This is a genomic window from Bacteroides faecis MAJ27, assembly GCF_900106755.1.
Taxonomy (GTDB): Bacteria; Bacteroidota; Bacteroidia; order Bacteroidales; family Bacteroidaceae; genus Bacteroides; species Bacteroides faecis.
Window position 1 is genome coordinate 34,886 of the sequence record NZ_FNNN01000028.1, and the last position, 13,082, is coordinate 47,967.

Below are 13,082 nucleotides of genomic sequence, written 5' to 3' on the forward strand. Positions count from 1 at the left end.
TTGTTTTAGAATAAATAGATTAAACTGATAGCAGCTTTTGTAGGACCTACATAGTTTTTATGTCCTTCGCTTACTTTCTCACCGCATGTCTTGCATTCGAACTGCTCGTACTTGACACGCGCATAACCTACACCGATATTTCCTTCCAGATTCCAATGCTTGGCGAGAATCCACTGGTAACCGTAGGAAATGCCTGCACCATAGAAGTGTCCTTTGAAGCGGTGGTCTTCCAGTTCCGGCCAGATGCCCCAGGGTATATTGATGGCGGCAGCCTGATAAACGCCTCCATGTACATGGAATCCCACGAAATGTCCGTTGAACTTGTCGCAGAACCAGTAGCGGAGTTCCGGCTGGATGGCGAGCATCTTCATCATCTTCTGATCTTTGTATTTCCACGGATTATAGTTGGCATACAAGTCCAGAGTTAACTTCTTACTCAGACCGACTTCGGCTCCGAGATTGATCATTTTCATCGCGTCCATTACAAGATTCGTTTTCACTCCGACTACCTGGCTATATAATAAGGTAGAAGCAAACAAGGTAACGAACAAAAATAAGATTCTTTTCTTTTTCATCGCATGATGGGTTTTGTTTGTTGATGCTACAAAAGTAGCTGTTATCTGAATAGACGTTAATTGGTGGATTCATCTTTCTTTTCTTCGCTTGCAATGGAAATTAATAAGTGAAGTGGTAAATCATTCTTTTATAGGTGGTGTATAATTCATGGGTGATAGATGGTATTTTTATCGCCTGTTTTGAATGATTTGCAGATGAGTGGTGTTTTAATACTTGCATATCTTATTCAAACGCTTGAATAAGCTGTATTTCCTTCGTTAAAGAGTGGTAATTCATTCATTTTTCCTTCTAAAAAAGTTTTTTCTATTGAATAAAACACCTATGTTTGCAATGTACAAACAAATAAGGAAAGACAAATAAGACAACTTAAGTTTAAAGATTCCCTCCTAAGGAACATGAGCAAATAAACAATAAGAAGTGTAAAATGACCGCGAACTGGCAAACAACAATTCGCAAGCAAGTTAAACAAACAAGTAATAATTAGGAGGAACTAATATGAAATCAATTAAATTCTTTTTCGCATGTGTATTGGCATTAACTTTTGTAGCATGTTCTAATGCTGAAAGTGATAGTTTTGAAGACAACTCTTCAAGCTTTGAATCCATGATATCTTTATATGGTATACAAACTGCAACTACTGATTCAAAAGTAGGCGATGTACCTTCTGTGACTGCAGAAGAAATGGCAAGTGTACTTGAAGCACTTCGTCAGAACGGAAATACGGTTCGTAACTGTGAATCTGAAACTTCCGAAGGATACTACGGTACAGGTAGTGACAGAAAAGAAGTAAAGATGACCGCCGAATATCAGGCCCGTACCAGAAGCGGTGCTTTCGTAGAACAATTCGCATTGTGTGTTTCACTCAACTTTAATATAGATAAAGATGCCGTATACTATATAGGTACTACATATTCTTCTTCAACTGATCTGTTCAACTGGCAAGGTTACGGAGCTTCTTTATCTACCACTGCCGAAGGCAGCAGCGTATTCAGTTCAACTTCTTATCTTTATTTCCGTGTGAGCGACCAGAACAATTGTCTCGTAAAGGTTCCGGTAAACTTTAAAGGCAATTACAACTTTAAAAACAATCAGGGAACTTATAGCTTTACTCTTTCCAAAGCAGCCAATTAAAATACTACACTAATTGATTGATTTTAGGTATTACGTTACAATATATACAACTATATAAGAGGACTCCTTGCGCCGTGCAAGGAGATTCCATCAAACTAAAAGAGGAACCAAACAGCAAACAATAGTATCGCTTTAGTCATTCAGACAATTAAGAAACAAACAATGAGGAGCCCCGCCGATTCTTTTACGGATCGGCGGGCTTTTATTTTATTGTGAATTATTGCTAAAAAACAGTTGTTATACGGTTTGCTAATGATTAAATTATCTATCTTTATCTGCCAATACACATAAACAAAATACAATTAAGATATGAGGAAGTTCTTCTTTCTGTTGCTACTGCTGACGGGTTTTCTCCCGACATACTCTATAGATATCCACTGGGACCTGGAACCGCTAGTCATTAAAAACGGAGTCGGAAATAATACAATTTATCATGTTTGTTACGGAAGCGAAGGCTTTATGTGGTTCTCCACCGATAAGGGAATCTCCCGTTATGACGGCTTCAGATTCCGTGATTATCCCCTTATTATGAGCATCGACTCTCTCTCTGTTCCTCTGCATCAGGCTGTAAAAACGCTGAAGGAAGCTCCCGACGGTTTATATTATGCTTTACTTTATCAGGGAGGAATGACTTGTTTTGACAAAGAGATTGAAAAATATTTGCCTGTACGTTTTGACCGGCCATTGAAACTTAAAGAGATTCATGATTTTTGTTGGTATGACGGAAACTTGTATCTGGCTACTTCGCAAGGATTGTTTGAATCACATCCCATCCGTAAGAAAGAAGGAAAAGATGATTTTGTACTCTGTACATTGAATCCCGAACCTTTGATAAAAGGGAAAGTTGCCAATCTTTGTACGGACGGAAAAACAAATCTGTATTTTTCTGTTGATCGTGAAAAGGTGATGCATTATGATTTTGTAACGAAAAAGAGTGCTCTGATCAGAGAATATAATGTAGTGAACAGACTCTTTTTGCGGCAGGGATATTTGTGGATTTGCAGATTATGGAATGACATTGTATGTTATGACCTTAAAACGCATAAGGAACGGGTGATCTCTCTCGAAGGAGGTGATCAGTCGGATTTCTCCAATTCATATGTCACGGATATGGTGATGAAAGATAAGCAGACATTTTATCTGACTACTTGGGACGGATTATACAAATTGCATTTTGAGAACCAGTATTTGTGTGAGAGTCCGTTTACTTTGACACTATTGACGCAGAATGAGAAAGCATTCCATTCGAGAATTGAAAATAAGATGACCAGTCTGCTATGGGATAATAAACAGCAGATTCTCTGGGTGGGTACCTTTGGTGGCGGAGTGGTGAAATTTGATATCAGCGATAGTATGTATAGCCGGGTGCGGCAGATTTTTAAGTCCAGAGTAGACGGTATAGTTGAAGATTTGAAAGGATATGTCTGGCTGACGGTGACTGACGGGGGCATTATGAGAAGTACTACTCCGATGCTTTCGATGGATACACATTTTGAGCCTTGGAAAAAAGGGCCCGGTTTCTCCGGGCATTACCATATATATAAAGGTAGGAACGGAAATATCTGGCTGGGCAATAATTTCGGAGAAGTAGTCGTTGTCAATCCGCTTACGGAAGGCATAGAAACTTTTCAATTGAAAAACAGCGAAGGCGGGAAAATGGAAACAATTATTCATTGTTTCTGCCTGGACTCCTGGAACCGTTTGTGGGTAGGTACTTCGAATGGATTGATACAGGTTGACCCGAAAACTCACGGATGTAAGAGTATAAGACTGCCCGGTGAAATCAAGAGTGTATTTGCAGTAGCCGAAGATAAGGAAGGTAATGTGTGGATCGGTACAGACAAAGGACTGAAGAGGATTGAAACGACCGGTAACCAGATACGGGTGGAAGGAAACTACGAAAAGGAGAACGGGCTGGAGGAAGCCGGTGTCCGTACCATCTATGTGAATAATTATAATCAGATTTATGCGGCTTATCTGAATGTCGTTGTCCGCATCGACGGAAGAGAAAAAGAAAAAATAGAATCGGTTTATACCCTGCGGAACGGATTGACAAACGGACACGTCAGTTGTATGGTCGATGATCATATCGGAAATACCTGGGCAGGAAACAATGTCGGCGTGATGACAATCAGAAACGGACAGGAAGCTTTCTATAATTATCTGTCAGCGGGAAACTGTAGTGCGGTATGCCGTTTGAATGATGGGCGCTTGCTATGGGCGAATTCGTGGGGACTGATTTTCTTTGATCCGTCTGCTACGAAAGGAGACAGCGGCAAGAAGCATCTGATGCTGACGGACGTGGAAGTCGGCGGAGAAACAGTGCTGGCCGGAGAGAAACGGAACGGGCAGATAATTCTGTCTGTTTCTCCGGAAAGGCAGGAGAAGCTGGCGTTCGCTTCCGATAATAATGATTTTCATTTGTACTTCTCCGACTTGCGCTACGGACTGGCACAGCGCAAAATTGCCTATCGTCTGCTTCCAGTGGATAAAGACTGGAAGATGATACCACTTGCGGAAGGTTTGTGGTTCAATGGATTGTCTGCCGGAAAATATACTTTGCAAGCAAAACTTGTTTTCCCGGATGGAAAAGAGGGAGAGTTGATCGAGATTCCTCTCGTAGTGAAGGGCAAGTGGTATCAGACGATATGGGCTTATATCATATATGGTTTGTTACTGCTCGGATTATCTTATTTCTTCTATGGCTATTTCAGAAAGAGGGATCAGCGTAAACAGATGCATCGCGATCGGGAGATGATATTGAAGGAAAACCTAAACATGGAAAAGTTGAAGCGGGAGCAGAAGAAAGAGATAGAAGCGATGAGGAACCGCTTGCTTATGCTGTTTGTGCAGGAACTGCGTACTCCGTTGTCGCTTATCATCGCTCCGCTGAAGGATTTGCAGAAAGATAACTTTCAGATTTCGAAATTTTCTCTGCAAGTGGCATACCGGAATTCACTTCGTATGGTGGATGCTTGCGACCAGCTAATGTCGGTATATGGACAGGGAGATCTGGAAGAAAAACTGAAGGTTGCTCCGTATTCGGTAGACAAGATGATCGACAGTTCTCTTTTGGGTATCCGAGATCTGTTGAAGGCATACACCATTGATTTTCATTGCGAGAAGAGAATCAAGAAGGAGACGGAATTCTATGTGGATAAAAAGAAGGTCGAATTTATTATTCATAATCTGCTGACGAATGCTTTCACTCATACGCATTATGCAGGAGTCGTTTCCTTATCTGTCTGTGAGATCGTAAGTGACAACAGGCATTATGTCAGTCTGGTAATAGAAGATAATGGAAAAGAAAAAGTGAGAACCGCCGAACAACTGATGAGAGAGGATGAGGGATTGGGGCATGATTTATCAGCTGCACAATTAGGATTCACTATCATGCAGCAGATGGTGGAAGCGCATTTGGGAACGATTGCTCTTGAAAGTGCCGAAGGAAAAGGTACGAAAGTGACGGTGAATCTTCCTGTCGACAGAGCTGTCTTCGAAAATAACCCGAATATTCAGTTTACCGATCCGGAGGAACTGCCGGATGTGGCAGAACCGGCATCGGCTGAAGAACTATCGAAACAGGAGGTGATAATAGAGGATACAGAAGTAAAACAAGATCAGCAATTACCACTTTTTACGGAGGAGACGCCTGAAGAAGCAGCACCCTCTGCAGTGGGTGGAAATAAAAAGACGATATTGATTGTAGAAGACCATAAAGATATCCGCCTCTATCTGAAAGTGCTGTTTGGCAATGAATATAACCTGCTGATGGCAACGAATGGTCAGGAGGGGGTAGATATGGCAACCAAGGAGATGCCCGATTTGATTATCAGTGATGTTATGATGCCGGTTAAAGACGGCTTTGAATGTTGCCGTGAGGTAAAGGAGAATCCGGAAACATGCAGTATTCCTTTTATTATGCTGACAGCGAAGGTGGAGGATGATGACATTATTCGCGGATTAGAGTTGGGTGCGGATGATTATGTGCTGAAACCTTTTACTCCGGGCATTCTGAAAGCGAAAGTCAGTAATCTGATTAACGGTCGCCAGACATTGAAGCAGATGTATACGAAATTGTTCAAGTTGCCGGGAACAGATACGATTGCCGCGAACGAGCAGGAACAGACGGGTGAGGAAGTGAAGACGGAAGATCCGTTTATCACAGCCGTTATCAAAATTGTAGAAGAGAATATTTGCGAGGCGGACTTCAGTGTGAAGAAACTGGCAGCGGAAATGAATATGAGCCAGCCCACTCTCTACCGAAAAGTGAAGCAAAGTACCGACTATACCATTATAGAACTGATCAGAGGTGTACGTATGCGTCGTGCCGGAGTGCTGTTGAAAACGAAACAATATGCGGTGCAGGAAGTGGCCGAAATGGTGGGGTACAATGATATCCCGACGTTCCGCAAACATTTTGTAGATGCATTTGGTACGACTCCTTCGACGTATGAATGAAAAAAATGACTACTTTTGCACTCGAAAACCCTAAAATAAGGAATCGGCGTGCAAAGGTATTTTATTTATTTGGCTTATGATGGAACCAACTATCACGGTTGGCAGATACAACCCAACGGGAGTAGTGTGCAGGAATGCTTGATGAAAGCTTTGTCTACTTTTCTGCGTCGTGATGTGGAAGTGATAGGTGCCGGGCGAACAGACGCGGGGGTGCATGCCTCGCTGATGGTGGCACATTTTGATCAGGAAGAAGTGCTCGATACAGTGACCGTTGCCGACAAGTTGAACCGTCTGTTGCCTCCCGATATTTCTGTCTACCGTATCCGCCGGGTGAAACCGGATGCGCATGCCCGTTTTGATGCGACTGCCCGGACGTATAAGTATTATGTGACGACTGCCAAATATCCTTTCAACCGTCAGTATCGTTGCCGTGTGTACGGGGCATTGGATTATGACCTCATGAATGAGGCGGCACGAACGCTGTTCGAATACATCGATTTTACAAGTTTCAGTAAACTGCATACGGACGTAAAGACCAATATCTGCCACATCTCCCATGCCGAATGGACAAAGATGGAGGGGGAAGATACCACTTGGGTATTTACCATCCGTGCCGACCGCTTTCTCCGTAACATGGTGCGTGCCATCGTAGGAACACTGCTCGAGGTAGGACGCGGCAAACTGACCGTAGAAGGTTTTCGCAAAGTGATAGAACAACGGGACCGTTGCAAAGCCGGAACTTCCGCTCCGGGAAATGCGCTCTTCCTTGTCAACGTGGAATATCCGGAAGAAATACTTAATACCTGATACTTAATACTTATTTCACCATGTGGTTATTATTAGCTTTTCTCTCGGCTACTTTGCTGGGATTTTATGATGTATTCAAGAAACAGTCGTTGAAAGATAATGCGGTGTTGCCTGTATTGTTTTTGAATACGCTTTTCTCCAGTCTGATTTTTCTGCCGTTCATTTTGGTATCGGCATTCGAGCCTGATATCCTTGGGGGAACCATTTTTAATGTTCCCGTTGCAGGGTGGGAGCAGCATAAATATATTATCATCAAGTCGTTTATCGTGCTGTCATCGTGGATATTCGGTTACTTCGGAATGAAGCACCTGCCTATTACCATTGTGGGGCCCATCAATGCTACTCGTCCCGTGATGGTGCTTGTCGGAGCGATGCTGGTATTTGGCGAACGTTTGAATCTTTACCAATGGATCGGAGTAATGCTGGCAGTAGCTTCCTTCTTCATGTTGAGCCGTTCAGGTAAGAAAGAAGGAATCGACTTCAAACATAACAAATGGATTCTCTTTATTGTCTTGGCGGCAGTGATGGGAGCCATCAGCGGACTGTATGACAAGTTTCTGATGAAACAACTGAATCCGATGCTGGTGCAATCGTGGTATAATGTCTACCAGCTCTTTATTATGGGAACCATCGTGTTCCTCCTCTGGTGGCCCAAACGGAAGTCAACGACTCCTTTCCGCTGGGACTGGACCATCATCCTGATCTCCGTTTTCCTTTCGGCAGCGGACTTTGTCTACTTTTATGCACTGAGCTATGACGATTCCATGATTTCCATAGTTTCGATGGTGCGTCGGGGAAGTGTGATTGTGTCTTTCATTTTCGGAGCGCTCTTCTTCCGTGAAAAGAATTTAAAAAGCAAAGCGATTGACCTTATCCTCGTGTTAATCGGAATGATATTCTTATATTTGGGGTCTAAATAATAAGTACAATATGAAATCAAATAAGATAACTCTTGCCATCGTATTTTTCGCCATCGGTCTGTTCTCTTTTACCTCGCTGCAGGCACAGGAAGCCAAGACTTTTTTTATCAATATTCCGGATTCACTTTGTCCCTTACTTACGAAGGTGAATCGTGAAGACTGCATCGACTTCCTGAGCAGCAAGATGAAAGCGCAAGTGGAAAACCGCTTCGGACAGAAATCGGAAATGACCGACCTGAGCAAGGACTATATTCGGATGCAGATGACACCGGAAACCAGTTGGCAAATGAAAGTATTGGCTTTGAATGATACGACAAACGTGATTTGTACAGTAGCTACGGCATGTGCTCCGGCATGTGACAGTAGCATCCGCTTCTATACAACGGACTGGAAACTGCTGACTGACCATTCATTCATTACCCTTCCGGTCATGAGCGATTTTCTGATAACTCCCGACTCCACTTCCATATATGAATTTGATGAAGCCTCCCGTTCGGCAGATATCTTATTGATGAAAGTGGAACTGAGCAAAGAAAACACAGAACTGACCGTCACTCTGTCCACTCCCGACTATATGTCGAAAGAAACGGCAGAAAAACTTAAACCGTTTCTCCGCCGTCCCATTATTTACCAGTGGAAGAATGGAGTGTTTATCAGATAAACTCCCCTCCATTCTCACATTTATTTTTCATTCTTCATTTCTCAGACAGTTGTTGATGAATGCGGTCATTTCCGGGGTATGTTCTTCTACACTTTGGAGTAGTTTGAACTGTGCTTTGGTACGAACCAGATTATGTTCGGGATATTTGATTTTGTAGTAAGTATCACCGTTGATGTAATCGGCAAGGAAACGTACGCATTGCATATAAGGGAATAAGGCAGCAGCATAAGGCAGATTCTCTATTTCAATAGGAGTGAGGAAAGACTTGGCACCTTTCAGATATCCTTTGGTGAATGCCTTGAATATCTCCATATTGAAGTTTACACGATCCAGGTCTTTGTCATCTTCATCGCCGGTATTGGCACCTGTACGGAGGAAATCGCCGTAGTCGGAGAAGATGAAGCTTGGCATTACCGTATCCAGATCGATGACGCAGAGTACTTTTCCGTCTTCATCAAACATCATGTTGTTCACTTTCGTATCGCAGTGGCATACACGTTTCGGAAGCTTTCCTTCGCGGTACAGGCGTTCTGCCTTACACATTTCATCCGCACGTTTTTCTATCTCGTCCAGATAATACTGTACTTCGGCTACTCGTCCGGCAGCATTGGCAGCGACAGCATCACGTAGCTGCTTGAGACGGAATTCCATGTTATGAAAGTCAGGGATGGTTTCTCCCAGCGTTTCCGGAATGTCGGCAAGCATAGCCTGGAAGTTTCCGAAAGCCTCACCTGCATAATTGGAATATTCGGGGTTTACGGTCTCATACGTTTGGGCACGCGGGATGAATACCATGACACGCCAGTAGCTGTCTCCGTCGAACCAGTAAGTCTTTCCTTCTCCGGTTTCGAGGAAAGAGAGAACTTTGCGGTCGATATCTGTTTCTCCGGCTTCGGTCAGTTTCTTGCGGATATGTCCGGTGACTGCGGCAATATTGGCTTGAAGCATTTCTACATTCTGAAAAATGGCATGGTTGATGCGTTGCAGAACATAGTCGGGGGCGTCTGCTTCTTGTGTATTCACTTTGTATGTGTCATTGATGAGTCCTGCTCCCAAAGGCTTGATTTCGGTGATAGTGCCTTGGGTGTTGAACTTAGCTACAATACTTGATAAATCTTTCATGAGTCTTTTCTTTAAATTTATACTAAGGTTATCGATAATCATATTGGGCGGCTTCGGCAGCCTGACTGCCCGAGCGAACCGGTACCAGGGTGAATCCCCAGTTATATTCGCGGTTGGCGGGAATCTGGTGGAAAGGTTCGGGACGTGCTCCCCAACTGTCATAACCGCCTACTCCCTGCTGCTTCATGTCGACACAAACTTCGACGAAGTCTCTCGGAGTGATGTCATTGACATGATGCATTCTACGTAATACATTGCGGGCGGCATTTTCGTCGTGGTTGGCTACCTCTTCCGGGCTGAAGTTATTCCATTGATAGGGGTGGGGCAGTGCTTCTTCCGAGTCGAAATCCTCGATGGAATTGCGCAAAGCGTTGAAACCCACCAGGCTGTCGGCTACGATGGCAAGTCCGCTTCCTTTGTTGGGAGACAGGGTGAGCCAGCGTGTATCCGTGTGGTGCCCGTTTTCCTGAGGACGTACGTAGTTGAAGTACATCTTGTCGGCAGTAGTCTGATAGACACCTACTATGGTTCCATGATTGCGGTCGATGTAGTTCTCTTCCGGACCACGGCCAAAATACTGCACGTTGTTCATCCGGGCCGGCAGACGGAAACGTACACCGATGCGGGGAACTTCCAGCTTGGAAGCAGCTTTGCGGGCTGCATCACTTCCGGGAGTGAAGGTAGCCATGCGGGTAGCTTCGGAAACTTCTGTCTCGGTGGCCTGCATATCGGTAGAAGTAAATCTGGCATTCACATTCACCACTCCGCTCGGGTATATCTTATAGGTGACAACGTACAGATTGCCGGCTGCCAACAGATAGGTAGCCTGCAACAGGACAGCTTTGTCTTCTGTACTTACCTTCGTATCCGTCACGTGGAAGTCTTTGCTGGACTGTTTCCATACGTGGAGGCGTTTGGGAGCACCGTTACCGTAATCGTTGTCGTTAGGCGCACGCCAGAAATTGGGCTGGATGCCGAATCCGTCTTTGAAGTATTCTGTTCCGTCCACTTTGTATGAGGTGACCAGGCCGCTCTTCTTATTGAATACGAAGTTTACTTTTGAAGAAGAAACAGTGAGTTCATCTCCTTGGGTATGGGTCTGCAATGCGGGTCCGTTTGCTTTATAAGTATTCTTTTCGGCCTCGACAGGCAGACGGAACTGATCGTATGCGATTTCGTATCCTGCGGGAATCAGTGGTTCCGGCTCTACTGCTATTACGTTGAAGTTAACGAAATATTCCGTTCCCGGACGGGCCTTCAGACCATTGACCGGTACGGTAAACTCTTTCGAGGCTTGTGGGGCGATATCCAGTGATACCTTTCCGCTTCTGACCGTTTTTCCGTTGGCTACTACACTGTAGTGTATCTGGTATTTTTTCAGGTTAGTGAAATAGAAACGATTGGTTATGTTGAACTTGCCCGATGCGGCATCGATCGCTTCAAAACCGATGTTCTGATGTACATACTTCACTTCTGCCATTGCCGGATGCGGACTACGGTCGGGGTTGACCAGCCCGTTGCAGTTGAAATTGCCGTCGCTGGGGGCATTTACTCCGAAGTCGCCTCCGTAAGCCCAGTATTCTCTTCCGTTCTTGTCTTTTTGGAGCAGGCCCTGGTCTACCCAGTCCCAGATGTATCCTCCCTGAAGGTTCGGATATTTGTAGATGGCTTGCCATTGTCCCCACAGGTTTCCGGTAGAGTTGCCCATCGCATGCGCATATTCTGACGGAACGACGGGGCGGTCGCTGCCATTCTTACCGATATCTTCCAGCCAGTCGGCTCCCGGATATTGTGGTACGTACATATCGGTATTCCATTCCCATTGGGCACGCTCATAGTTTACGGGGCGTTCCATGATGTTCTTGTCAGCTTCTTTCAGCCAGAGGTACGTCTGGTAGAAGTTGTATCCGTTTCCGGCTTCATTGCCTAACGACCAGAAAGTGACGCTGGGGTAGTTCTTATTGCGTTCGAACATGTTGATCGTACGGTCCATATGTGGTTTCAGCCATTCGGGATTGTTGCCTAATGAGCCGCCTTTGCGAAGGTCGTAATACATACCGTGGCTTTCGATATTGGCTTCATCGTACACGTAAAGGCCATATTCGTCACAAAGTTCATAGAAACGGCGGTCCTGCGGGTAATGGCAGAGACGTACACTGTTCAGATTATGCTGTTTCATCAGTTCGAGGTCCCGGCGCATCAGTTCCTCAGTGACGTAATGTCCTGTTTCCGGGTTATGCTCGTGGATATTGACTCCTTTCATTTTCAGGGGTTGCCCGTTGATGAACAGGCATACATAAGGTTTCCCGTTGGCGGCTTTCCGGTCGATTGGTTTGATCTCGATGCGGCGGAATCCTACATTGAAAGGAATAATCTCGTTGACTTTGCCGTCCTCTTTGACAGTCATCATCAGTTTGTAGAGGTTCGGTTGTTCCGATGTCCATGTGCAGACGTCTGCCAGATTCTTGTCAAAAGAAAGGGTGCGTGTCTCGTTGGTGGGGACATAAGTTGTCTTCTCTTCGCTGGCAACTACTTTTCTCTGAGCGTCGAGCAGTTCATATACCAGTGTAAGATTGGTTGCAGCCGGACGATGATTCCGTAAATCAACGTTCAAAGCGAATACTCCGTTCTTATAGCTGTCATCCAGAGTTGATTTCACACGGAAATCCTTCAGGGCAGCTTTGGGCTGTGAATACAGGTATACATCCCGTTCAATGCCGCTGATACGCCAGAAGTCCTGACATTCCAGATAAGATCCGGTGCTCCAGCGGAAGATTTTCAGTGTAAGTACATTCTTGCCCGGTTTTACGTATGGGCTGATCAGGAACTCTGCCGGATTTTTGGAATCCTCGCTGTATCCTACTTCCTGTCCGTTGACGTATACATATACTCCCGATTTGGCTCCGGCGAGGTGGAGGTAGATATCACGTTCCTGCCAATCGGCAGGGATGTCGATATCACGGCGATAGACTCCGACGGGATTGGCTTCCGGAAGTATGGGAGGCTGCGGATGGCGTGCCTTGAATTCATAACCGTGATTGGTGTATATGGCCACTCCATATCCTTGTACTTCCCAGTTGCCCGGAACCTTGATATCATTCCAGGAGTCAGTGCTCACGGAAGGATCGGTGATATTGGCCGGAAGATCTTTGTAACTGTCTGCAAAGAAGAACTTCCAGGTGCCGTTCAATAATTGATAATAATTGCTTTTCTCAAACTTTCCGGTCAATGCGTCTGTCCGGTTGTCGTACGTCATGAAAGAGGTACGCGGATATTCTTTATTGACCGATACGACTTGTACATCCTGCCAGTAAGGTTTATCGGATGTTTTTTCGGCCATAGCGCCTGTTGTTAACAGAGAGAATATTCCTGCCAGTAATAGGTGATATGATCTATATTTCATG

Annotated in this window: 8 protein-coding genes; 5 read left to right on the forward strand and 3 right to left on the reverse strand. The window is 44.8% G+C overall.

Annotation, left to right across the window (positions count from 1 at the left end):
* Positions 1-5: 5 nt before the first annotated feature.
* Entirely contained in the window at positions 6-575 is a 570-nt protein-coding gene (locus BLW31_RS19700; protein WP_010536839.1) for a DUF3575 domain-containing protein, read from the reverse strand.
* A 496-nt stretch (positions 576-1,071) separates the two neighbouring features.
* Here BLW31_RS19700 and BLW31_RS19705 point away from each other — a divergent pair, with 496 nt between their 5' ends.
* The 5 genes from BLW31_RS19705 to BLW31_RS19725 all read left to right on the forward strand — a co-directional run bounded on the left by BLW31_RS19705 (position 1,072) and on the right by BLW31_RS19725 (position 8,556).
* Positions 1,072-1,707: a DUF5033 domain-containing protein gene (locus BLW31_RS19705; RefSeq protein WP_010536840.1), complete on the forward strand. Its 636-nt coding sequence runs from the start codon at positions 1,072-1,074 to the stop codon at positions 1,705-1,707.
* 309 nt (positions 1,708-2,016) lie between these two features.
* The gene (locus BLW31_RS19710) at positions 2,017-6,168 is read left to right on the forward strand and encodes a response regulator (protein ID WP_010536841.1); all 4,152 of its coding nucleotides are present in this window, start codon (positions 2,017-2,019) and stop codon (positions 6,166-6,168) included.
* A gap of 48 nt (positions 6,169-6,216) precedes the next feature.
* Positions 6,217-6,975, forward strand: coding sequence for a tRNA pseudouridine(38-40) synthase TruA (truA, locus tag BLW31_RS19715; RefSeq protein WP_022302094.1), 759 nt, complete (start codon positions 6,217-6,219; stop codon positions 6,973-6,975).
* 20 nt (positions 6,976-6,995) lie between these two features.
* Positions 6,996-7,895, forward strand: coding sequence for a DMT family transporter (locus tag BLW31_RS19720; RefSeq protein WP_010536843.1), 900 nt, complete (start codon positions 6,996-6,998; stop codon positions 7,893-7,895).
* Between the two features lie 10 nt (positions 7,896-7,905).
* The gene (locus BLW31_RS19725; RefSeq protein ID WP_010536844.1) at positions 7,906-8,556 is read left to right on the forward strand and encodes a DUF3256 family protein; all 651 of its coding nucleotides are present in this window, start codon (positions 7,906-7,908) and stop codon (positions 8,554-8,556) included.
* A gap of 27 nt (positions 8,557-8,583) precedes the next feature.
* On the opposite strand, the gene BLW31_RS19730 is transcribed toward BLW31_RS19725, so the two are convergent.
* Both BLW31_RS19730 and BLW31_RS19735 read right to left on the reverse strand, forming a co-directional pair.
* Positions 8,584-9,678, reverse strand: a complete 1,095-nt coding sequence (locus tag BLW31_RS19730) for a phosphotransferase enzyme family protein (protein ID WP_010536845.1) — start codon at positions 9,676-9,678, stop codon at positions 8,584-8,586.
* A gap of 28 nt (positions 9,679-9,706) precedes the next feature.
* A complete protein-coding gene (locus tag BLW31_RS19735; RefSeq protein ID WP_010536846.1) occupies positions 9,707-13,081 on the reverse strand; it encodes a glycoside hydrolase family 2 TIM barrel-domain containing protein in 3,375 nt (1,124 codons plus the stop codon).
* Position 13,082: the final 1 nt, after the last annotated feature.

Bases quoted from the DNA above. Each gene is read 5' to 3' on its own strand.
- BLW31_RS19710 (WP_010536841.1), top strand. From the start codon at position 2,017: ATGAGGAAGTTCTTCTTTCTGTTGCTACTGCTGACGGGTTTTCTCCCG.
- BLW31_RS19720 (WP_010536843.1), top strand. From the start codon at position 6,996: ATGTGGTTATTATTAGCTTTTCTCTCGGCTACTTTGCTGGGATTTTAT.
- BLW31_RS19735 (WP_010536846.1), bottom strand. From the start codon at position 13,081: ATGAAATATAGATCATATCACCTATTACTGGCAGGAATATTCTCTCTG.
- BLW31_RS19730 (WP_010536845.1), bottom strand. From the start codon at position 9,678: ATGAAAGATTTATCAAGTATTGTAGCTAAGTTCAACACCCAAGGCACT.
- BLW31_RS19725 (WP_010536844.1), top strand. From the start codon at position 7,906: ATGAAATCAAATAAGATAACTCTTGCCATCGTATTTTTCGCCATCGGT.
- BLW31_RS19700 (WP_010536839.1), bottom strand. From the start codon at position 575: ATGAAAAAGAAAAGAATCTTATTTTTGTTCGTTACCTTGTTTGCTTCT.
- BLW31_RS19705 (WP_010536840.1), top strand. From the start codon at position 1,072: ATGAAATCAATTAAATTCTTTTTCGCATGTGTATTGGCATTAACTTTT.